The 22,352-nt window shown below is 69.5% G+C and carries 21 protein-coding genes; 8 read left to right on the top strand and 13 right to left on the bottom strand.

Annotation, left to right across the window (positions count from 1 at the left end; all coding sequences use genetic code 11):
- The first annotated feature begins 155 nt into the window (after positions 1-155).
- From SNAS_RS05475 to SNAS_RS35650, 3 genes are all read left to right on the top strand, one after another.
- Positions 156-557, top strand: coding sequence for an RlpA-like double-psi beta-barrel domain-containing protein (locus SNAS_RS05475; protein ID WP_013016389.1), 402 nt, complete (start codon positions 156-158; stop codon positions 555-557).
- 12 nt (positions 558-569) lie between these two features.
- A complete protein-coding gene (locus SNAS_RS05470) occupies positions 570-1,157 on the top strand; it encodes a hypothetical protein (protein ID WP_013016388.1) in 588 nt (195 codons plus the stop codon).
- A 108-nt stretch (positions 1,158-1,265) separates the two neighbouring features.
- Positions 1,266-2,147: a MauE/DoxX family redox-associated membrane protein gene (locus SNAS_RS35650; protein WP_013016387.1), complete on the top strand. Its 882-nt coding sequence runs from the start codon at positions 1,266-1,268 to the stop codon at positions 2,145-2,147.
- On the opposite strand, the gene SNAS_RS05460 is transcribed toward SNAS_RS35650, so the two are convergent.
- Entirely contained in the window at positions 2,077-3,069 is a 993-nt protein-coding gene (locus SNAS_RS05460; RefSeq protein WP_211207322.1) for a DMT family transporter, read from the bottom strand. The genes SNAS_RS35650 and SNAS_RS05460 overlap by 71 nt on opposite strands.
- Before the next feature lie 112 nt (positions 3,070-3,181).
- Between SNAS_RS05460 and SNAS_RS05455 the strand changes: the two genes are divergently transcribed.
- A complete protein-coding gene (locus tag SNAS_RS05455; RefSeq protein WP_013016385.1) occupies positions 3,182-4,078 on the top strand; it encodes a LysR family transcriptional regulator in 897 nt (298 codons plus the stop codon).
- A 9-nt stretch (positions 4,079-4,087) separates the two neighbouring features.
- Here the strand turns inward: SNAS_RS05455 and SNAS_RS05450 are convergent, their stop codons facing one another.
- The 8 genes from SNAS_RS05450 to guaA form a co-directional block, all read right to left on the bottom strand.
- Positions 4,088-4,528 (bottom strand): hypothetical protein, encoded by a 441-nt coding sequence (locus tag SNAS_RS05450; protein WP_013016384.1) that lies wholly within the window; start codon positions 4,526-4,528, stop codon positions 4,088-4,090.
- 64 nt (positions 4,529-4,592) lie between these two features.
- Positions 4,593-5,465 carry an HhH-GPD family protein gene (locus SNAS_RS05445; protein WP_041624567.1) on the bottom strand — a complete coding sequence of 291 codons (873 nt, stop codon included), beginning with the start codon at positions 5,463-5,465 and terminating at the stop codon, positions 4,593-4,595.
- 10 nt (positions 5,466-5,475) lie between these two features.
- Positions 5,476-6,120 carry a hypothetical protein gene (locus tag SNAS_RS05440; RefSeq protein WP_013016382.1) on the bottom strand — a complete coding sequence of 215 codons (645 nt, stop codon included), beginning with the start codon at positions 6,118-6,120 and terminating at the stop codon, positions 5,476-5,478.
- 20 nt (positions 6,121-6,140) lie between these two features.
- Positions 6,141-6,923 carry an ABC transporter permease gene (locus tag SNAS_RS05435; RefSeq protein ID WP_013016381.1) on the bottom strand — a complete coding sequence of 261 codons (783 nt, stop codon included), beginning with the start codon at positions 6,921-6,923 and terminating at the stop codon, positions 6,141-6,143.
- The gene (modA, locus tag SNAS_RS05430) at positions 6,913-7,638 is read right to left on the bottom strand and encodes a molybdate ABC transporter substrate-binding protein (RefSeq protein ID WP_041624565.1); all 726 of its coding nucleotides are present in this window, start codon (positions 7,636-7,638) and stop codon (positions 6,913-6,915) included. The genes SNAS_RS05435 and modA overlap by 11 nt, the downstream gene beginning before the upstream one ends.
- 29 nt (positions 7,639-7,667) lie before the next feature.
- On the bottom strand, positions 7,668-8,648 hold the full coding sequence (locus tag SNAS_RS05425) for a CDP-alcohol phosphatidyltransferase family protein (protein WP_013016379.1): 981 nt from the start codon (positions 8,646-8,648) through the stop codon (positions 7,668-7,670).
- Between the two features lie 270 nt (positions 8,649-8,918).
- Positions 8,919-9,836, bottom strand: coding sequence for an NUDIX hydrolase (locus tag SNAS_RS05420; protein WP_013016378.1), 918 nt, complete (start codon positions 9,834-9,836; stop codon positions 8,919-8,921).
- Positions 9,837-10,076: 240 nt separating this feature from the next.
- Positions 10,077-11,627 (bottom strand): glutamine-hydrolyzing GMP synthase, encoded by a 1,551-nt coding sequence (guaA, locus tag SNAS_RS05415; RefSeq protein WP_013016377.1) that lies wholly within the window; start codon positions 11,625-11,627, stop codon positions 10,077-10,079.
- Between the two features lie 77 nt (positions 11,628-11,704).
- Between guaA and SNAS_RS05410 the strand changes: the two genes are divergently transcribed.
- Together SNAS_RS05410 and SNAS_RS05405 are read left to right on the top strand one after the other, a co-directional pair.
- Entirely contained in the window at positions 11,705-13,795 is a 2,091-nt protein-coding gene (locus SNAS_RS05410; RefSeq protein WP_013016376.1) for an FUSC family protein, read from the top strand.
- A gap of 88 nt (positions 13,796-13,883) precedes the next feature.
- Positions 13,884-14,933, top strand: coding sequence for a serine hydrolase domain-containing protein (locus tag SNAS_RS05405; protein WP_013016375.1), 1,050 nt, complete (start codon positions 13,884-13,886; stop codon positions 14,931-14,933).
- A 140-nt stretch (positions 14,934-15,073) separates the two neighbouring features.
- Here the strand turns inward: SNAS_RS05405 and SNAS_RS05400 are convergent, their stop codons facing one another.
- From SNAS_RS05400 to guaB, 3 genes are read right to left on the bottom strand one after another with little or no spacing between them, the layout of a single operon-like run.
- On the bottom strand, positions 15,074-15,733 hold the full coding sequence (locus SNAS_RS05400; RefSeq protein ID WP_013016374.1) for an O-methyltransferase: 660 nt from the start codon (positions 15,731-15,733) through the stop codon (positions 15,074-15,076).
- Between the two features lie 15 nt (positions 15,734-15,748).
- Positions 15,749-16,867, bottom strand: a complete 1,119-nt coding sequence (locus SNAS_RS05395) for a GuaB3 family IMP dehydrogenase-related protein (protein ID WP_041624563.1) — start codon at positions 16,865-16,867, stop codon at positions 15,749-15,751.
- 37 nt (positions 16,868-16,904) lie between these two features.
- A complete protein-coding gene (guaB, locus tag SNAS_RS05390) occupies positions 16,905-18,392 on the bottom strand; it encodes an IMP dehydrogenase (RefSeq protein ID WP_013016372.1) in 1,488 nt (495 codons plus the stop codon).
- 243 nt (positions 18,393-18,635) lie between these two features.
- On the opposite strand from guaB, the gene SNAS_RS05385 reads away from it, so the two are divergent.
- Together SNAS_RS05385 and SNAS_RS05380 are read left to right on the top strand one after the other, a co-directional pair.
- A complete protein-coding gene (locus SNAS_RS05385; RefSeq protein WP_013016371.1) occupies positions 18,636-19,025 on the top strand; it encodes a DUF5319 family protein in 390 nt (129 codons plus the stop codon).
- 65 nt (positions 19,026-19,090) lie between these two features.
- Entirely contained in the window at positions 19,091-21,547 is a 2,457-nt protein-coding gene (locus SNAS_RS05380) for a beta-glucosidase family protein (protein WP_013016370.1), read from the top strand.
- A 70-nt stretch (positions 21,548-21,617) separates the two neighbouring features.
- Here the strand turns inward: SNAS_RS05380 and SNAS_RS36520 are convergent, their stop codons facing one another.
- Positions 21,618-22,241, bottom strand: coding sequence for a helix-turn-helix transcriptional regulator (locus tag SNAS_RS36520; RefSeq protein ID WP_013016369.1), 624 nt, complete (start codon positions 22,239-22,241; stop codon positions 21,618-21,620).
- Positions 22,242-22,352 lie beyond the last annotated feature (111 nt).

Below are 22,352 nucleotides of genomic sequence, written 5' to 3'. Positions count from 1 at the left end.
CTGTCCGCCAGTATCCGAATACTCGGTACTGTGGACCGAATGTATGTTCATTCCATCGATGGACTTGACTGCCTCGATGGGGTTCGCCAGTCTGTTGCTCAGTAGCGATGGTCTAAGTCGACTGTCAATAGTCTACAAGCGATAGGAGCCATACTATGGTTCTCACTGGCGAGTTCTCCTGGTTTTGCTGCGGCAATGCCTGGGGGCCTTGTGGTACGGCGGGCACCGGCGCCTGCGGTACCTGTCATTCCGGAAACCTGCAACACGCGTGGCCCAACGCGTCGGACGCCTGTTTCGCCATCACCCGACCCGACCGGTGCGGGGTCAGCCTGGCCCGGCGGACCTGCGGGCACCGGCACACCACCACGAACCGGTGCACCGGCCAGGCGGTCACCACGTCGATCGCCGACTGTGGACCGCAGACCGACCTGTTCTGCGGCGAACAGTCGTGCTGCGGCAGTACCTGTGGATCCAACCGGATCATGGACCTCACGCCCGCCGCGTACAGCCGGATCGCCGACCTGTCGAGCGGCCTGCGGCCGTGCACGATCACCTAGGAGGCGTGCACCATGGATAGACGAAAACTCCTGACCGGTGCCGTCCTGGGGACCGCGATCGTCGGCGCCTCGGCGCTGGGCGGTCTCGCGCCCGAGGACGCGTTCGCCGCCGAGACCCTGAAGATCGAGCCCGGGGCGCCCGACCCCGAGTTCGCCGAGGGGCTCATCAAGTCGATCAACGGAAACACCTTCCAGGCCACCGGCTCGGACACCACCTTGTGGAGGGTCCGGGTCACCGACTCCACCAGCGTCTGGAAGCTCAAGCCGTCCCGCTTCGAGAAGATCGAGGTCGGCGACGGCATGTACGCCCGCGGCGTCCTGATGGACGACGGCACGATCGCGGCCGACTCCGTGTGGGTCAACATCGTGAACATAAAAGCCCATGTCGTGTCCGTCAAGGGCAGGCAACTCAGACTGGATCACAAGGGCGAACGCATTGTCGCCCACATGGTGGACGGCACGTCGGCGGCCGTCTACAACGGCAGGTCGGCCGTCTCCGATCTGTCGGGAATCACAGTGGACAGCCATGTCCAGGTGCTCGGCGCCTGGCGCCCGGGAACGAACGAGGTGGACATCGCGACCGTGTACGCGGCGCGCTGACAGATGCCCGGCATGACCTCGGCGTGACCACAAGATGCCCAACCCCTCGGTGCCGTCGGCGATCTGCCCCTCGCCGACGGCACCACCCCTTCGATCGGGAGGTACGCAGTGTCGATCATCGCGGTACAACCGCTGCTGGTGGGAGCGGTCCTGTTGTGGGCCGCCAACGTGAAGCTGTTCAGCCGACGCGGCGCGATCGCCGCCCGGGACGCGGCGCTGGCGCGGCTGGTCGGCGAGAAGCGGGCGCCCGCGGCGTACCGGATCCTCGGCGCCGCCGAGGCGGTCGTGGGACTGGCGCTGCTGGTCCCGATCCTTTGGGCCCCGGCCACCGTGGCGGCCATCGCGCTGTCGGCGGGATTCTGCGGGTACCTCGCCTACGCGCGCGTCGCCGCGCCCGAATCGTCCTGCGGTTGCCTGGGCGGCAAGGGTGCTGCGATCTCGTGGCGCGCCTTCGCCCGCAGCGGCGGCATGCTGGCCGCGTCCGTCACGATACTGTGGACGGACATGGCGTGGCCGACGGCGCTCGCCCAGCACCCCGCGTCGTCGCTCGGCGTCGTCGCCGTCGAGGCCGCGCTGTTCCTGACGGTGTCGGCCGAGTTCGACGGCGCCTGGCTGGTTCCGTTGCGGCGGTGGCGAGCCCGCTGGTCCCGGCCGCTGGGCGGCGACACCGGCGAGGTGCCGCTGGACGCGACCGTCGAGCGGATGCAACGCTCCGACGTCTTTCGCCACGTCGCGAAACTGCTGCGCAGCGACGTCCGCGAGACCTGGGACGAGGACGACTGGCGGATCGTCTGCTATGGAGCGATGGTCGACGGACGCCGGGCCACGGCGGTGTTCGCGGTTCCGTTGCTGCGCGACGCCCCCGACGAGGTGCGGGTCGCGTTCGTCGATGACAAGACCTCACAGACCTTGCTGCACTTCAACTCCCCGCCCGAGGAGGACGAACGGCCTGAGTGGGCGATGCCGAAGTCAGCGACGATGGCCGGTTGAAAGCGCACCCGGGTAAGCCACGGCCGGTCGCCAGCGCCACCTCGGGCTCCGGCTGAACCGGAGTTCGCCTGCGCCACCGCGACATCCCGACGCCGAGCAGCACCACGGCCATGCCCGCGATGATCCGCAGACTGAGCGGCTCGCCCAGGAAGACCGCGCCCAGCAGCACCGACACCACCGGCAGCAGGTACCCGACGGTGGCCGCGTTGGTGGCGCCCTCGTCGGCGATGAGCCGGTAGGTGAGGTGGAACGTGAACGCGGTGCACAGGACGCCCAGCGCAACGACCGCGACCAGCACCACCGGAGCCACCGGCATCGCGACCGGTCCGCCGAACGGCAACGCCGCGGCCGTCAGCCCCGTCGCCACGATCAGCTGCGAGGCCGACAGCGAGATGGTGGCGTGCCCCTTGCCGACCAGCTTCCGTCCCATGTAGGTGAACGACAGCGCGTAGCTCACCGCCGCACCGAGAATGGCCAACGCTCCCCAGCCGGTGAGTCCAGCCTCGTGCCACGGGGCGAAGATCAGCAGCACCCCCGCGAAACCCAGCAGCAGGCCGCCCACCCGGACCGGATGCGGACGGCGCTCGGCACCGATGGCGATGCCGACAACCAATGTCCACAACGGAGTCGTCGCGTTGAGGACCCCGGCGACCCCAGAGTCGACGGTCTGCTGGCCGATGCTGAACAGCGCGTACGGCAACGCGTTGCAGAAGAACGCGGCCACGAGGATCCGCAGCCAGGTTCCGCGATCGCGCGGCAGCCGCTGCCGTCCGGCGGCGCACAGGACGACCAGCACGGCCGCTCCCAGCAGGCAGCGGGCGAAGGTGACCTGGGTGGGTGTCAGTCCGGTCAACGCCAGCTTGATCCACAGGTACGTCGATCCCCACAACAGGGCGAGCACGCCCACGCGTACCGCCGCCATGCCACTGCCCATCACGATTCAACTCCCGGTTCGGTGGTCCGGACTTCACCGTGCCGCACCTGACTCGGAAGGACAAGCGAAAGGTTCTGCATGAACCGTTAAGCTTTGCTACATGCTTGACGTGCGACGCATGCAGGTGCTGCGGGCGGTGGTCTCCAGCGGTTCGGTGACCGCCGCCGCCACCAACCTCGGCTACACGCCCTCCGCCATCAGCCAGCAGGTGGCGGCGCTCGAACGCGAAGCCGGCATGGAACTGCTGGAACGCGTCGGCCGTGGCGTCCGCCCCACGGCCGCCGGGCGGCTGCTCACCGAGCACGCCGCCGTCATCGGCAAACACGTCGCCGAAGCCGAGACCGCGCTGGCCGACCTGCGAGCCGGACGCACCGGCCAGCTGGTGGTGCGCTACTTCGCCACCGCCGGGGCCGCCCTGGTGCCGCCCGCGCTGGCCCGGCTACGCGGCAAACACCCCGGCGTGCGCGTCGACCTGAAACTGATCGACCCGCACGACCCGCTGCCGGAGGTGGAACATGGCCGCGCCGACCTGGCCATCGTCGTGCGGCCACCGCAACCGGCCCGCGACGGCGTCCGGCTGGTGCACCTGCTGGACGACCGATACCGCGCCGTGGTGCCCAAGAGCCACCGGCTCGCGTCCAAACGCGTGCTCGACCTGACCGACCTCGCCGAGGAGCCGCTGATCGGCAGCGAACCGGCCGGGCCCTGCCTCGACTCGGTCCTCGAAGCCTGCTCGGCGGCCGGATTCACGCCCAACTTCACCGTCGAGAGCGACGACTACGCCACCGCGCAGGGCTTCGTCGCCGCCGGGCTGGGCATCAGCCTGGTCCCGTTGATGGGCCTGGGCAGCCGCCACCCCGATGTCGTGGTGCGCCGGATCCGCAACCCGGAACCGTCCCGGGCCATCTACGCCGCGATACGCGAGACCGCGCTGGCCCAGCCCGCGCTGCGCAGCCTGCTCGCCGGACTCAAAGCCGCCGCCTCCCAGGAGCGGTGACCGCCGGGCTCATTTCTTTGGCGCGCACCAGTACTGAAGCTGAGCGTCGTCGTGGTTCACGTAATGGAGCCCGGTGAAACCGTGCCCGCCCTCGAACTCGATCTCGTCCAGCGGCGTGTCGATCTGGTACAGGTTGCGCGTCAACTCCTCACCGTCCCCGTCACGCACCACGACGGTCACGGCGTCCGACTCGGTCGGCGACTCCAGGTAGACCACCACCAGGTTCATGGGACCGAAGTCCTCACCCTCCCAGTCCTCCTCCGCCGCACCGGACGTGGCTTCGGCCGTCACGCTGCCCGAGAAATCGCCACCGACCTCACACACGACCGCCTCGGGCGACTCATCGGCGGGCTTTTTCGACACGTCGGGCTCACCGCCGCAGGCCGCCAGCGACAGCACCGCGATCACCATCGCACCGTACGAGAACCAGCGGCTCGGGTTCGACTCCATACCCACTGCGACGTCCGGCTGCGACGTCCGGTTCCCTTGCCGGCATTGACATGTCAGCCGCGACTCAACTGGGCAACGCGAACCGATCCCCCGGCAGCGCGTCGACCAGGCCGTCGCTGATCAAGCCCGACAGCGCCTCTTCGCGGCGAGCCGTCTCATGCCAGACACCGTCGATGGCCACCCGGGCCACCGGATGCTCGGCCTCGCGCAGCAACGCCATGATCTGCCCCCGCACATAGCGAGTCGTACCGTGATAACGCTGCGGTTTCCGGCTGGGCCCCTCCGGCAGACTCTCCCCCGAAGCGAGGAACCCGCAATCGCGAGCGATCGGGCAGTCCCCGCAACGCGGAGACCGCGCCGTGCACACCAAAGCCCCCAGTTCCATGAGCGCGACCGACAACCGCGCGGCCTCCTCCGGCTCGGACGGCAACAAAGCCTCGGCGTCCCGCAGGTCCGCCGTGGTGGTGGCGTGCCCGGCGTCCGGTTTGGCGTGCGCCCACCGCGCGACGACCCGGCGAACATTGGTGTCCACGACCGGATGCCGCTGCCGGTAAGCGAACACGGCCACGGCCCGCGCCGTATAGGTGCCGATGCCCGGCAGGGCCAACAGCGCGTCCACATCGTCCGGAATGACCCCGCCGTGCCGTTCCACGACCGCCTTGGCGCACTCGTGCAACCGCAACGCCCGCCGCGGATAACCCAACCGCCCCCAAGCCCGCAACACATCGGCGGCGGGAGCGTCGGCGAAATCGGCCGGAGTCGGCCACCGCCCCATCCACTCCGTCCAAATCGGAGCAACCCGGGCGACCGGCGTCTGCTGCGACATGACCTCGCTGACCAGCACACCCCAGGCGGTGGTCTCGGGAGTACGCCACGGCAGCTCACGCCCGTTCTCGGCAAACCAGTGCCCCATAACCGATGCCAGTACCGCGTTCATGCCGGAAACCTTAAGCGCGCCATCGGACATCGCCCCACCGGCCCTGGTCCGCCGCGATGACGATCTCCCCGTCCGGCATCCGCGCCGCCACGATGTGCCCGAGCAAGTCCGCATACGAGGAGAACACCGGAGTCAGCGACTTCCGCAATGGACGATCGGCGATGTCGTCGTCGAGCAGGTCCTCCATCGCGAACTCGAAGATCCGCCGGTCCCGCGGGTTCTCGAGGTCGATGGCCAGGCAGGACTCGTCGTCGCCGAACTCCTGCCCGATCAGGTAGACGCCCGCCTTGTCGAACAGGAGTCCCCGGATCTCCTCGTTTATGTATCCGGGACTGATCTCGTAGTACTCCCTCGGTGTCTCGCGCGGTGAACCGTCGATGGCGAACGCGTCGAGACGCACGCGTCCCGCGGGTTCGAGACCGGCCAGAATCGTTCGCGCCACGCGAAACCAGGCTGGCAGCGTGACCTGGTCGACCGTCTCGTGGCGATCCAGCACGGCCGGGGTGTCCCGCGCGAACCGCAACGACGGAAACCGCCCGACGAACCGACGCAGCGCGAGCTCGTCCTCGTCGGACAGCGCGGCGTCCTCGATCCAGCAAACGGCGGTGACACCATCCCCGACAACGCGCTGCGGCATCTCTTCGATATCGATCATCTTGTCGTCCATTCGGATGGCTAGCGGGGCCACCAGCTGTCGCGCAGCGACAGCAGGACCGCCGCGGAGACCAGCAGCAGGATGGCCGACAGGCCGTAGGCGAGCGCGGGGTCGGAGTCGAGGGCCTGGTAGATCGCGAGGGGTGCGGTGCGGGTGACGCCCGGGAACGAGCCCGCGAAGGTGAGGGTGGCGCCGAACTCGCCCAGCGCGCGGGCGAAGCCCAGGGTGGCGCCCGCGACGACGCCGGGGGCCGCCAGCGGGAGGGTGATGTAGCGGAAGACCTGGAAGCGGCCCGCGCCCTGTACCGCCGCCGAGTCGGCGTACTCGGGGTCGATGCCGCGCAGGGCCCCCTCGATGGCGAGTACGCAGAACGGCAGGGCCACAAAGGTTTGGGCCACGACGACGGCGGCCGTCGTGAACGGCAGCGAGACGCCGAACAGTTCGTAGACCGGCGCTCCGGCCACGCCCCGGCGGCCGTAGGCCGCCAGCAGCGCGACACCGCCGACCACCGGCGGCACGATCATCGGCAGGGTCACCAGGGTGCGCAGTATTCGGCGGGTCGCCGGACGGGCGTGGGCCAGTACCCAGGCCAGCGGGGCGCCGAGCAGGAGGCACAGCAGGGTCGAGACCGCAGCGCTGCCCACCGACAGCACCAGTACCTCGACCGTGGCCGACTCGACGAGGATGTCCCCGAACCGCCGCCACGGCACCTTCGCCAGCAGTGCGAGCAGCGGCAGCGTCAGGAATGCCAGCGCGATGAGCGCGGGCAGACCCAAACCGAGCGGCGCCCGCCTATGTCGCACCGAATCCCGCGTCCTTCAACGCCCTCTGTCCCTTGTCGCCGGTGACGAGGTCGACCCAGTCCTTGGCTCCCGGACTGGCTTTCTTCAGAACCGCGATCGGGTACTCGGTGATCGCCGGGTCGGGGATGTCGATCGACTTGACCTCGTCGGTGACGTCGGTGACGTAGACGATCCCGGCGTCGGCCTCCCCCGCGGCCACCTTCGCCAGCACCGAGCGGACGTTGTTCTCCTCGGTGTCGGGCGCCAGTTTAAGGTCCGCGCGATTCGCGCTCTCCTGGGCGACGGCGCCGCACGGCACCTCCGGAGCGCACAGCGCGATCGTGAGATCGTCCTTGGCCAGGTCGGACAGTCGCGACACCTTGCCAGGGTTGTCCTTCGGCACCACGATCACCGGACTGTTCGTGGCGAACACCTCGGGTTCGCCGTCGGTGAGGCCCTCCTTCGTCACCGTGTCCATGGTGGTGGGGCTGGCGGTCGCCAGCACGTCGGCGGGCGAACCCTCGACGACCTGCTGCACCAGCTCCGGGCTGCCGCCGTAGGACAACTTCACCGTGGTACCGGGATGTTCGTCCTCGTAGACGGACGTGAGGTCGTCGAAGACGTCGGTCAGCGACGCCGCCGCCAACACGGTGACGGTCTCCTCGTCCCCGCCGGAGCAACCCGCGGCCACCCCGGCGCTCAGCACGAGGCACAACGAAGTACTCAACAGTCGCATGCCCGAAAGCATGTCACAAAGGTCGGACGTCAGACGATCACCGAACGACGGCGGTGATGCACGGCCCACAGGACCGGGCCGCTGAGCAGGTAGGCGCACACCAGGGCCAGGAACGTCACCTCGAGGTTGAGGTACAGCCCGACCATCGGCAGGATCCACAGCCACGGCGGCACCCGGCGCAGCTGGCCGAGTTTCGCGTACGGGAAGCCCAGCACCATCGTCAGCGCCAGCACCGCGATACCGGCGGCCATCGCCACGTGGGTGACCGACAGCAGCAGGATGCTCAGCGCCAGCACGGTGGCGGCCAGGGTGGTGGGGACGCCAGAGAAGTAGCGGCCGTCCTTGGGCGAGACGTTGAAGCGCGCCAGCCGGATCGCCGCGCACACCGCGACCAGGCCGCAGGCGCCGCCGATGGCCCAGTCGGGCATGTCGCCCGACAGCCACTGGAACACCACGACCGGGGTGGCGATGCCGAAGGAGCACATGTCGGCCAGCGAGTCCATCTGGGCGCCGAACGGGCTGGCGACACCGAACTTGCGGGCCAGCGGGCCGTCGAGGGCGTCAGCGATGATGCAGCCGAGCAGGACGGCCGCGGCGATGCGGACCTCTCCCGTCAGCGACAGCATGATGGCCGACATTCCCAGCAGGATGCTGATGACCGTACAGGCGTTGGCGAGGGCGAAAAAGAACCGGCGCCGCGGGGTCCGGTCACCGGGGAGCAGTGCGATCGGTGCCGGAGGGGCGTCGGGGTCGGTGTCCGTGTCGACGAGCGCCTCGCCGACCGGAGCGGGACTGACCGGCGCGAGCGCCAGGTCCATCTCCATGGTCTCCAACACCCGGACGTCGTCGCCGCTGTTACGGCGGCGGCGGAAGGTCCGCAAGGGGTGGATGGGGCGGATGGCGACAAGCCGGCGGGCCAGCGAACCGCTGCGCCGCCACCTGCCGAGCCCCCGGCCTGCGGGCCGCGGGCTGTCGCTCATGCGTCGACGCCGCCAAGGGGTCGTGCGCACTTAGTCCTCCTCGTGCGGCTTCGGCGAGGGGTCTCACCGTCCCGCTGGTTGGGCGGGTTCGCCGCGATCTGTCGTCAATCGCGGCGAAAGCGCCTCGTGGCATCCTTGCCACGATGCGCCGCGATTGTTGAAGCGCGAAGTACACCATGGCACATCGGGACCGTGTCGCGCTACTCCCGTCGCCGTTAAAACTCGTCAACTCCGGAGCAATCCCAACAAACCCGACATATAAACGGTAGCGCATCGTAAAATGCCGCACACGCGGTGCTGTCACAGGCCCGCGATCCGCAGCGCGTCGCCCAGCGCGGCCGAGACCTTCAGTCCGGCGACCTTGTCCCGGTCCCACCAGCGCGACTCCGAGGTGGATCCGCCCGCGGTCTCCACCACCCGCGCCTTGCTGGGTTCGGGCACCCGGGCCCGGTAGATGGCCCGCACCCCGTGCCAGTCCAGCGGATACCCCTCCGGCCCGATGGCACGACGGTGCCGAAACGAGGTGACGTCCAGCAGTTCGACGACCTCGGCCGACTGGCCGGTCTCCTCGGCGATCTCGCGCAGCAGCGCCTCGCGCGGCTGCTCGCCGTAGTCGACGCCGCCACCGGGCAGATGCCAGCAGCCCGCGCCCGGGTAGCCGTCCGAGATCCGCGCCAACAGGACCCGGCCCCGGTCGTCCGTGGTGAGGCCGTAGGCGCCGAAGCGCTGGCCCCTGCGCTTGCGCCCCCGCTTCGCCCGCCTGGGCGGCGTCGGCCTGGGGTGCTGTTCGGTCTTCTTGTACTGCTGTTCCGGCCGCGGGGTGCCGAAGCCCAGGACGGCGGCGACGAACGGGGTCATCGCCTGCCCCTTGACGTCCTCGGGCCTAACCCACTCGCAGTGGTCGGTGGTGCCGTCGGCCTCGGGGCGCAGCGTGCCCCCGGTGATCTGGACGTTGAAGATGACGGCGTTGTTGTGAACACCCTTGGTGCTCACCGCCGACATCGTGTCCAGCGGTTTGTCGACTTCGATGGTCAGGCCGGTCTCCTCGGCGAACTCGCGGACGACCGCGTCACGCGGGTGCTCGCCGTGCTCGACTCCGCCACCGGGAAGAAACCACCAACCCGGGTCCTCCGCCTTGGCCGAGCCTCGCGCCAACAGGATGCGTCCCTCGTCGTCCCACACCACCCCATATGCCGCGATACGGAATTTTGGTTGCATTGAGCAAGCGTACGCCCAGCGCAAACGCCGTCGACCGATTCGAACGTGAGTCACACCAACGCGAAATGCCAGCCCCGTGCGCGGTCACCGCCAAAATTCCGTGAACGGGCCATGCTTTCTGGTTGGGCTCGCAAGCTCGCCCAACGGTGGTTGCATTGAGCAAGCGTACGCCCAGCGCAAACGCCGTCGACCGATTCGAACGTGAGTCACACCAACGCGAAATGCCAGCGGAGTGTGACGTCACTCCCACTCGATGGTGCCCGGGGGTTTGCTGGTGATGTCGAGGGTGACGCGGTTGACCTCGGGGACCTCGTTGGTGATGCGGGTGGAGATGCGGGCGAGGACCTCGTAGGGCAGGCGGGACCAGTCGGCGGTCATCGCGTCCTCGCTGGAGACCGGACGCAACACGATCGGGTGGCCGTAGGTGCGGCCGTCACCGGCGACGCCGACGGAGCGGACGTCGGCCAGCAGGACCACCGGGAACTGCCAGACCGAGCGGTCGAGGCCGGCGGCGGTCAGTTCGGCGCGGGCCACGGCGTCGGCGGCGCGCAGGATCTCCAGCCGCTCGGCGGTGACCTCGCCGATGATGCGGATGCCCAGGCCGGGGCCCGGGAAGGGGTGGCGCCACACCATGGACTCGGGCAGTCCGAGTTCGGTGCCGATGGCGCGGACCTCGTCCTTGAACAGGGTGCGCAGCGGTTCCACGAGGGTGAACTTGAGGTCCTCGGGCAGGCCGCCGACGTTGTGGTGCGACTTGATGTTGGCGGTGCCGGTGCCGCCGCCGGACTCCACCACGTCCGGGTAGAGGGTGCCCTGGACCAGGTACTCGATGGGTCCCTCGGCGTCGATCTCGCGGGCGGCGTTCTCGAAGGCGCGGATGAACTCGCGGCCGATGATCTTGCGCTTCGACTCCGGATCAACCACACCGGACAGTTCCTTGAGGAAGGTCTCCTGGGCGTCGACGACCTTGAGGTTGATGCCGGTGACGGCGACGTAGTCCTTCTCGACCTGCTCGGCCTCACCCGAACGCAGCAGCCCGTGGTCGACGAAGACGCAGGTCAGCTGGTCCCCGACGGCGCGGTGCACCAGTGCGGCGGCCACCGAGGAGTCGACGCCGCCCGACAGCCCGCACAGCACCCGCTTGTCGCCGACCTGGGCGCGGATCGCCTCGACCTGCTCGTCGATGACGCTGCTCATCGTCCAGTTGGGTTCGATACCGGCGATGTCGTACAGGAAGTGCCGCAGCACCGCCTGCCCGTGCGGCGTGTGCGCCACCTCCGGGTGGAACTGGACGCCCGCCATCCGCCGCTCCACGTTCTCGAACGCCGCGACGGGGGTGACGTCGGTGCTGGCGGTGACGGTGAAGCCCTCGGGCGCGGCCGAGACCCGGTCGGTGTGGCTCATCCACACCGACTGCCGCTCCGGCAGCCCGCTGAACACGGCGCCCTGGCCCGTGACGGTGAGGCTGGTGCCGCCGAACTCGCGCTGGCCGGTGGCCTCGACGGTTCCGCCCAGTGCCACGGCCATGGCCTGGAAGCCGTAGCAGATGCCCATGACCGGCACGCCCGACTCGAACAGCTGCGGGTCCGGATTCGGCGTCCCGTCGGCGTACACACTGGAGGGACCGCCTGACAGGATCACCGCGAGCGGCCGTTTGGCCAGAAGCTCCTCAGTGGAGATCGAGGACGGCACGATCTCCGAATACACGTGCGCTTCGCGCACCCGCCTGGCGATGAGCTGCGCGTACTGGGCACCGTAGTCCACAACCAGAACCGGGCGAGGCATAGTCATGGCCACAGCTTAAGTGCCAGGCCACACTCGCCCGACAACAGGCACGCCGAACGTGGCGCAGCGAATAAGCTCATCGGGTGATCATCGCCGAGCCCGCCAAGCGCGCGGGTAAGTCCCTTTTGGCCTGGGACCCCAGTGCGGCTCAGCCCGCCCGTGCCCTCAAGGCCGGGCTCGGCGTCGCGGTGACGCTGTCGATCGCGATCGCACTGGGCTCGCCGGACTGGACCGGGGCCGCGGTACTGGGCACCTGGTGCGCCGGGATCCCGTTGCTGGCCGCCGGAGTCCGGCCGCAGCCCGCGCTGCCCGCCCTGGCCGGGCTGGCCATCGGCGTCGCCGTCACCCTGGGCGGGCTGGCCGAACCGAACCCGGTCGCGGTACTGGTGCTGTCGGCCGGTTGGGCCCTGGTGATGGCATTCCTGGGTTCGCTGTCCAGCGCCCTGGGCGTGGTGACGACGGTGTGCGGTGTCGCGCTGGTGCTGGGCCCCAACCTGGTGTCCGGCGACAACTACGTCGCCGCCGGGGCCGCGGCGCTGGCCGGTGGCCTGGTGCAGTCGCTGACGTCGCTGCTGCCGCCGTGGCAACGGTTCCGCACCGAACGCTCCCTCATCGCCGAGGCGTACCGGTCGCTGGCCGACGACGCCCGCGCCCTCGCCGACGCCATGAACACACCACTGTCGACGGACGATCTGGTGCAGGCCAGCTCCGAGATCGGCGGCCGCCGCAAGCTGCCCGAGGTGATGCGCGAGAGCATCGCCGCCCTGTACGAGCTGCGCGCCGCGATCGTGTCGGTGGCCGCCGCCCGGGCCCGGCTGCTGGACACCGACCCCACCGCTGCCCGGCACACCGCCGCCGTCCTGCGCGACACCGCCAGCGCCATGGACATCCTGGCCGACGCGGTCGAGAACCTGGAGTCGCTGTCGGAGGACTGGGAGGACCGGCTGGCCGCCGCCGTGGACGCCGCCCCCGTCGACCAGACCAACCACGGCGCCACCGCCCGCCACTCGATGGCCGGGCGCGAGGTGCGCCGACTCCACCGGGCCGTCCACAAGGTGGCCCGGCTGAGCGAACGCATCATCGAGGACGAACCCGCCACCAGCGTCGTGTCGCGCCGCATCCGGATCCGCAGCCGCGCCGCCGAGGACTGGCAGTCGCTGCGTTCCCAGCTGACCTGGCGCTCCCCCGCCGCCCGGCACGCCGTGCGCGCCTGCGTCGTCATCGCGATCGCCACCGCCGTGGGCCGGTACTGGCCCGGCACCCACGGCTACTGGGTGACGCTGACGGCCTGGATCGTCCTCAAACCCGACTTCGCCGCCACCGTCGGCCGGGGCCTGGCCCGGATCCTCGGCACCGCCGCCGGGGTGTTCCTGGCCTCGCTGCTGTCGATCGCGGTGCTGTCGTACCCGTCGGCGGCGGCCCCGATCGTCGCCGGCTACGCGCTGCTGGGCTACCTGACCCTGCCGGTGTCCAACGTGGTCTACAGCGTCGCGGTGGCGGGTTTCTCGGTGTTCCAGATCGACCTGGCCGGGCAGTCGGCGATCGAGGCGGCCTGGGAACGCGGCATCACCACCGTCGTGGGCGGTCTGCTGGCGCTGCTGTTGTACACGCTGTGGCCGACCTGGCAGACCCGCCGACTCCCGGAACTGCTGGCCGAACTCATCGACGCCTACCGGGGCTACGCCGATCTGGTGCTCGACATGCAGGCCCGCCCCGCCGAACGCGACCCCCGGCGACTGCGCGACGCCGTCGACGAGGTGCGACTGCGCCGCGCCGCACTGGCGGCGGCCGTCGACCAGGCCGCCGCCGAACCCGTCGGCGGCAAACCGCACAGCGGCGACGTCCAGGACGTCGAGGTGGCCCTGTCACGGGCGGCGCGCGCCCTCATCGTCCTGGAGGGAGCGGTACGGCACCACGACGCGGCCCAGCTGTTCGGGGTCGACGAGTTCCGCGACTCGGTGCAGCGCGCCTACGACTGCCTGGCCGACCGGGTCCGCGGCAGACAGCCACGGCCGGTCGACCTGCGCGCGGCGCTGGAGTCCCTGGACGCCGCCCTGGACAAGGGAACCCCGGCCACCATCCGCCGACGGCGGCTGCTCGACTGGGAGTCCGACATCCTCGTGGAGGCACTGTCGGACGCCGACCTGATCGTCAAGGAGTGGCAACGCGCCTAGCGCTTCCGGGAAACTGTGGTTTTCCGCAGTGTCATCGTGCGTGGCTCAGCAATGCGGCTCGCCTCCCGTCCGGCGAACCTTGGGCGGCATGAAGAAGAAGATGATCCTCATCGCCGCCGCCGCGCTGTTGACCGGCGCGACGGCGACGGCCGTGGCCTCGACGAACGAGGCCGATCCGATCGAGACGATGGTCGCCGAGGACGAGGCCACCGCCGCACTGCTGTATGACGGTCGGCACCACGGCGCCGGAATCGCCGACCTGTCCACGCAACGTCCCGCCGATCCTCGCGGTCACTTCCGGATCGGCAGCGCCACCAAGTCCTTCGTGGCCACGGTCGTGCTGCAACTGGTGGACGAGAAGAAGCTGCGCCTCGACGATCCGATCGACGAGCATCTGCCCGGAACGGTGCCCAATGGGGACGACATCACGGTGCGGCAGCTCCTCAACCACACCTCCGGGCTGTACGACTACATGAGCGAGCCGGGCTATTCCACCAACCGCTGGCGCGGCGAGGACCGCTTCGACAGCTACCGTCCGAGCCAGCTGTTGGACGTGGCGTTCGCGCACGATCCGCATTTCGAACCCGGCACGGACTGGCGTTACTCCAACACCAACTACATCGTGGCGGGCCTGCTGATCGAGCGGGTGACCAGCAACAGCTACGCCGACGAGATCGAGAGCCGCATTCTGAAACCGTTGCGGCTGCGGCACACCAGCCTCCCCGGCACCGATCCGTCCATTCCCGAACCGCACGCCCACGGGTACACCGAAGTGGATGGTGAGACGGTGGACGCGACCGAACAGGACCCGTCGCTGGACTGGGCCGCCGGGGAGATGATCTCCACCACCCGCGACCTCACCCGATACTTCTCGGCTCTGCTGGACGGCGACCTGACCAGCGACGCGTCGCTGAAAGCGATGCGCGACACCGTCGAGACGGGCACGTTCTTCGAATACGGTCTGGGCCTGCAACGCTTCGACCTGCCGTGCGGCGAAGCGATGTACGGCCACTCCGGACAGTTGCTCGGCTACACCACGTACGCCAGCGCCGAAGCGACACTCAGCTACACCCCGGGGGCGAAGACGCCGTCCCAGCAGCGCCTCACTGAGGTGTTCGCCGACGCGTACTGCGACTGAGCCGCTGCCAGGAGTCCGCCATCCTCCTCCCCAATTTCGACGGTAGACGGCAAACGCTGAAGCGAGGCTAAAGCCAGCTGAGCCTCGCTTCAGCGTTTGCGGAGCTTCAGCGTTTGCGGAGCTTCAGCGTTTGCGAAGCTTCAGCGTTTGCGGGCGACGGTGACGCCGTCGCCGATCGGCAGCATCACCACGTCGACGCGGTCGTCGGCGGCGGCCACGTCGTTGAAGCGCTTCAGCGCCCGGGTCGACTCCTCTTCCGGGTTCTCCTCCACGACCCGGCCGCTCCACAACGTGTTGTCCATCAACAGGACGCCGCCGGGGCGCATGCGCGGGACCAGCTCGCCCCAGTAGGTCTCGTAGCCCTCCTTGTCGGCGTCGATGAACACCAGGTCGAGGTGGGGCTCGGACGGCAGCTGTTTGAGGCCCTCGCGGGCGTCGCCGATGCGCAGTTCGATGTTGTCGGCCAGACCCGCGCGCTCCCAGTAGCGTTTCGCGATCGCCGTGTACTCCTCGGACACGTCGAAGCAGATCAGCTTGCCGCCGGGTTCCATGCCACGGGCCACCGCCAGCGAGGACATGCCGGTGAAGGTGCCCACCTCGACGGCGTTGCGCACGCCGATGATCTTGGTCAGCAGCCACATGAACGAGGTCTGGTCCGGGCCGATCTGCATTCCGGCCGCGCCGGGCAGGGCCGCGTAGGTCTCTTCGGCGAGGTCGCGCAGGATCTCGTCGGGCGGGGTTCCGTGCGCGACGATGTAGTCGCGCAGTTCGGGTGACAGCGGAATGACGTTGCGGCCCATGGCGGTGCCTTTCGGTTAAGAGAGGATGAGCTCCACTTTCTGGAACTCCTTGACGTTCGAATAACCGCACTTGGCCATGGAGCGGCGCAGACCCCCGAAGAGGTTGCGGGTGCCCAACGGCTCGGAGGCGGGGCCGTGCAGCAGTTCGTTCATCGGCACCGGGTCGCCCATCTCGGTGTTGGGCGGGCAGTACAGGCCACGGGGCAGCTTCGGGTGGCTGGCGGCGGGGTGCCACCAGGCGCCCTTGGCCGGTGCCTCGGTCGCGGCGGCCAGGGCGCGGCCCAGCATCACCGAGTCGGCGCCGCAGGCGATGGCCTTGGCGATCTCGCCGGAGGACTCGATCTCCCCGTCGGCGATGAGGTGGACGTAGCGGCCACCGGTCTCGTCGAGGTAGTCGCGACGGGCCGCGGCCGCGTCGGCGATGGCCGAGGCCAGCGGCACCGCGATGCCCAGCACGTCGTCGGTGGTGGACCACACGTCGGCGCCGATGCCGACGATGACACCGGCGGCGCCGGTGCGCATCAGGTGCAGCGCGGTGGTGTAGTTGGTGCAGCCGCCCACCACGACCGGCAGGTCGAGGTCGGCGATGAACTCCTTGAGGTTGAGGGGTTCATCCTGACTGGACACGTGCTCGGCGGAGACGATGGTGCCCTGGATGACCAGCACGTCGACACCGGCGTCCAGGATGACCGGTGACAGCGCGATGCAGTGCTGCGGCGAGACCCGCAGCGCCACGGTGGCGCCGCCGTCGCGCATCTCCTTGACCCGCGCCGCGATCAGCTCGGGCTTGATCGGCTCGGAGTAGACCTCCTGCAGCCGCCGGGTCGCGTCGGCCTCGTTCAGGCCGGACAGCTCCTCCAGCAGCGGGGTCGGGTCCTCGTAGCGGCACCACAGGCCCTCGGCGTTGAGGACGCCCAGGCCGCCGCCCTTGCCCAGCGCGACCGCGCTGGCCGGGCTCATCGTCGCGTCGGAGGGGTGGGCCACGCACGGGATGCCGAAGCGGTAGGCGTCCAGCTGCCAGTCGGTGGAGACGTCGTCGACGTCCCGGGTCCGGCGGCTGGGTACCAGTGACACATCGGACAGATCAAAGGAGCGAGTGGCGGTCTTGCCGCCCCCGATATCAACCTTGCTGATCTCCTACACCACCTTCGCTCGTCCGGGCAGGAGTGTCCTACCTGGAGTGATAATTGGGCGCCTCGACGGTCATCTGGATGTCGTGCGGGTGGCTTTCCTTCAGCCCCGCCGCGGTGATCCGCACCAGACGGCCGCGCTCGTGCAGCGCGTCGATGGTACCCGCGCCCGCGTAGCCCATCGCGATGCGCAGGCCTCCCACGAGCTGGTGCATCACCTGCGCCAGGCTGCCCCGGTAGGGCACCTGGCCTTCGACGCCCTCGGGGACGAGCTTGTCGTCCTTGGAGTCCTGCTGGAAGTAGCGGTCCTTGGAGTAGGACTTGCTGTCGCCGCGCGACTGCATCGCGCCCAGCGAGCCCATGCCCCGGTAGGACTTGAACTGCTTGCCGTTGATGAAGACCAGTTCGCCGGGGCTCTCGTCGCAACCGGCGAACAGCTGGCCGAGCATGATGCAGTCGGCACCGGCCACGATCGCCTTGGAGATGTCGCCGGAGTACTGGATGCCGCCGTCGCCGATGACCGGGACGCCGTGCGGCTTGGCCGCGCGGGCGGCGTCCATGATCGAGCTGATCTGCGGCGCGCCGACACCCGAGACCACCCGGGTGGTGCAGATGGCGCCGGGACCGACCCCGACCTTGACGGCGTCGGAACCGGCCTCGATGAGCGCGGTGGCGCCCTCGAAGGTGGCGATGTTGCCGCCGATGATGTCGATGCGGTCGCCGAAGTCCTTGGAGATCCGGGTGATCATCTCCAGCACGCCGCGGCTGTGGCCGTGCGAGGAGTCGACGACCAGCGCGTCGACCCCGGCGTCGACCAGTTGACCGGCGCGGGCGTACTGCTCCTCACCGACGCCGACGGCCGCGGCGACCCGCAACCGGCCACTGTCGTCCTTTGTGGCGTGCGGGTACTGCTCGCGTTTGGTGAAGTCCTTGACGGTGATGAGGCCGCGCAGCTGCCCGTCGTCGTCCACGATGGGCAGTTTTTCGACCTTGTTGCGCTTCAACAGGTCCAGCGCCGCCTCGGTGGAGACGCCGACCTTGGCGGTGATGAGCGACTCGGTGGTCATGACGTCACTGACACGCACGGTCATGTCGGTCTCGAAGCGCATGTCCCGGTTGGTGACAATCCCCACCAGTTTGCCGCTCTCGTCGACGACCGGGACGCCGGAGATGCGGTAGCGGGCGCACAGGGCGTCCACCTCGGCCAGGGTCTGGTACGGCGCGCAGGTCACCGGGTCGGCGACCATGCCGGACTCGGAGCGCTTCACCAGGTCGACCTGCTGCGCCTGGTGCTCGGCACTGAGGTTGCGGTGGATGACGCCCAGGCCCCCCTGCCGGGCCATCGCGATGGCCATCCGGGCCTCGGTGACGGTGTCCATGGCCGCCGACAACAGCGGCATCCGCAACGTGATGTTGCGGGTCAGCTTCGTGGAAGTGTCTACATCAGAAGGGACGACGTCGGACTCGCCGGGCAGCAAGAGGACGTCGTCGAAGGTGAGGCCGAGTGGAATGCCGACGCTGGCTCCCATGGGGTGGGAGGCTCCGGCCGCTGTGGTGTCAAAATCCCCTGTAAACGCCATTGCAGAATCATAGTGAGGTGACCTCGGCCACCCTCGGGCCGCCATGGCAATGGCGCTGCGGGATCTTGCCGTCAAACGATAGGCTGATTGGGTGCAGACCCACGCCTTCGATCGGACATACGAACCTCGTCGCGTCATGTCGGCCATCCGCGTCGCCAGACGGCACGAGGTCCGTCAGGTGGTGGTGTCTTCGTGACCAACGAACCCAAGGACCCGTTCGAGGACGAACCCGGCGAACACTGGCCCGGCGGTATGGACCCGCAGACGCCACTGACCGAGAACGAGCGCGCCGAGCTGATGGACGACCTCGGCGACCTGGAGAGCTTTCAGGAGATCCTGGAGCCCACCGGGGTTCGCGGCCTGGTCGTCGAGTGCCCCGACTGCCGGGAACCGCACTACTTCGACTGGGGACTGCTCAAGAACAACCTCACCCACGTGCTGGGCGACAACTCCCCCCGGGTGCACGAGCCCGCCTTCGACCCCAATCCCGAGGACTACGTGACCTGGGACTACGCCCGCGGCTACACCGACTGCTGGCAGGACATCTACGGCGGCGGCACCGACGAGGACACCAGGCCTTAGGCTCGCGACGACCTCGACTTACAGACCCGAGGTTTTCACCGTGCGAGCCAAGGAGTGCGTCAACAATGGAATCCACATCGGATGTGAGGGCGCGCCAGGAGGCCGCCGTCGACAAGGCACTGGCGGCACTCGACCTGGACACCAAGGCCCGCGTACTCGGCGGTGCCGACCTGTGGTCGCTGCCGGCGGTTCCCGAGATCGGACTGTCGGCGGTCGTCATGTCGGACGGCCCGATCGGCGTGCGGGGTCTGGTGTGGACCGGCGATGCGGCGCTGGCGCTACCCAGCCCGACCGCGCAGGCCGCCAGCTGGGACGTCGACCTGGCTCGCCGCAGCGGACACGTGCTGGCCGCCGAGGCCCGCCGCAAGGGCGTGCACGTGCTGCTGGCACCGACCATCAACCTGCACCGCTCCCCCTTGGGCGGCAGGCACTTCGAGGCGTTCTCCGAGGACCCGCTGCTGACCGGCGCCATGGCCGCCGCCTTCGTGCGCGGCGTCCAGGAGGGCGGGGTCGCCTGCACCGTCAAGCACTTCGTGGCCAACGACGCCGAGACCGACCGGATGACCGTCGACAACCTCATCGACGAACGCGTGTTGCGGGAGTTGTACCTGGCTCCGTTCGAGACGGTGGTGAAGGACGGCGGCTCCTGGGGCGTCATGTCGGCGTACAACCGGGTCAACGGCCCCACCATGACCGAGAACGCGGCGCTGCAGAACGGGGTGCTGCGCGGGGAGTGGGGCTTCGACGGCTTCATCGTGTCCGACTGGACCGCCTCGCGCGACACCGTCGGTTCGGCGACCGGCGGCACCGACGTGGCCATGCCCGGTCCGGTCACGGTCTACGGCGAACCGCTGGCGGCGGCGGTGCGCGCCGGAGACATCAGCGAGTCCGTTGTGGACGAGCGGGTGCGGGCGGTGCTGCGGCTGGCGGCCCGCGTCGGCGCGCTGGCCGAGGCACCCGGCAGTGTGGACTCACTCCCGGCGGCCGTGGACGGCGGCGCGCACGCCCGCGAGGCCGCCGCCCGCTCCTTCGTGCTGGCCAAGAACGACGGTGACCTGCTTCCGTTGGCGGGCAACGAATCCATCGCACTCATCGGCCTGCCCGCCAAGGAGGCGCGCATCATGGGCGGCGGCAGCGCCCAGGTGTTCCCGCCGCACATCGTGTCTCCACTGGACGGGCTGCGCGCGGCGCTGGACGACCCGGACCGGCTGACCTTCGTGCCCGCCATGGACGCCCGCGCCAAGCTGCCCCCGGTGCGCGAGGGCTTCGACCTGCGCATCGTGGCCCGCGACGCCGCTGGCGGCGAGCTGTACCGCGAGCCCGCCGCCGAAGGGGTGGTCAACTGGCTGGGCGACCTGCCCGCCAGCCTCGACCTCGCGACGCTGGCGTCGGTGGAGTTGTCGGGCGAGTTCACCCCGACCGAGACCGGCCGGCACGAGTTCGCCGTCGGCGGCGTCGGCGACTTCGAGTTGTCGGTGCTGGGCGAGGTCCGGTTCAGCGGCCGCCTCGACCTTCCCGAAGGCGCCCACCCGTTCTCCGCGTTCGTCGACCCGCCGGAACGTCGGGTCTCGGTCGACCTGGTCGCCGACGTCCCCGTCGCGATCGCCCTGTCGGTGCGCGCCGAGAACGTGGCGGACTCACCGTTGGAGGGCCTCACCTTCCGGCTGGGCCACGGCGATCCGCTCCCCGATCCCGACACCGGCATCGAGCAGGCCGTCGCGGCGGCCACCGCCGCCGAGGTCGCGATCGTGTTCGCGGCCACCACCGAGGCGGTCGAGTCCGAGGGCTTCGACCGTCACGACCTGAAGCTGCCGGGCCGCCAGGACGAACTGGTCTCCCGGGTCGCCGCGGCCAACCCGAACACCATCGTCGTGGTCACCGCCGGGGCACCGGTCGAGATGCCGTGGCTCGACGAGGCCCGCGCGGTCCTGTTGACCTGGTTCGGCGGCCAGGAGTTCGGCGCCGCCCTGGCCGACGTGCTCACCGGGGTCAGCGAACCCGGCGGACGCCTGCCCACCACCTGGCCGAAACGCCTCGCCGACGCGCCCGTGACGACGGTCGTGCCCACGAACGGCGCCCTGCGCTACGACGAGGGCGTGTTCATCGGCTACCGAGGCTGGCACCGGTCCCAGGCCGAACCGGCGCTGTGGTTCGGACACGGGCACGGCTACACAACCTGGGACTACCGGGACGCGAGCCTCACCCCCGCCGCCGACGAGGACGAACTCGGCCGGGTCACGGTGCGGCTGAGCAACACCGGCGCCCGCACCGGCCGCGAGGTCGTCCAGGTCTACCTGGGCCCCGCCGAACCCGAGGCCGACCGCCCGGCGCGCTGGCTGGCCGGTTTCGCCTCGGTGACCGCCGAGGCTGGCGAAACCGTCGAGGCCGTCATCCCGATCCCGCGCCGCGCCGCGCAGGTCTGGGACACCGACACCCACGACTGGCACACCCGCCAAGTCCCCTACAAGATCCACATCGGACGATCAGTGGCGGACATCCGCCTCACCACCGACGTGAGCTGACGTCAAAGGGGACGCCGACCTCCGTGCGGTCGGCGTCCCTCCCCTCCATGTGATTGGGGCTTGACAACGTTCAGGTGACTATTCCTCCCCGGAAGCCTTCGGCGACCGCGTGCGCCCGGTCGCGGGCGCCGAGCTTGCGGAACAGACGGCGCGCGTGCGTCTTGATGGTGTCCTCCGAGACGAACAGGTCGCGTCCGATCTCGGCGTTGCTCTTCCCCTCGCTCATTCCCCGCAGCACCTGCATCTCCCGCTCGGTCAGCCCCACCGGGCCGCCGCGTTGGGTCGGTACCCTGCGCTGTCCCCCGTTGAGCCCCGCCGCGCGCGGGCAGATCAGCATGATGGCCTGGGTCAACGCGACGACCAGGTCCTCACCCTCTTCTCCCCCGCCCCGCACGACCCCCCGCGCGCCGGCGGCGACCGTCATCGCCGCGACCCGGGGATCCACGGCCCCCACCAGGACCACTCCGGCCCGTGGTGCGCGGGCCAGGACGGTACGGGTGAACTGGACCGGGTCGGGCCGGGCCAGTCCGACGTCGACCAGAACGACGTCGGCGGGCGTGGTCGCCATGCGCATGTGGACTTCGTCGGTGGTCAGCACCGTGCGTACCGCCTGAGCCAGGCCCATGCGGATGGCACTGGCGGTGATTCGCTGGGCCGATTCCGGGGTCTTGACACAGACCAGAACGGTTCTCACGTGACCTCACCTTTCACTCCGGTTGAGGATGTCCCTCGATAGTGAGAGTGAGGACCTTTGCCCCCATGACGTGAATATGCAGAAAGTTTTCGCATTTGTGGAGTGGCGGTG

It is taken from the genome of Stackebrandtia nassauensis DSM 44728, assembly GCF_000024545.1.
In the GTDB taxonomy this organism is placed as follows: domain Bacteria; phylum Actinomycetota; class Actinomycetes; order Mycobacteriales; family Micromonosporaceae; genus Stackebrandtia; species Stackebrandtia nassauensis.
The sequence above is the reverse complement of the archived record's forward strand: the minus strand, read 5'-3'. Positions and strand labels throughout refer to the sequence as shown.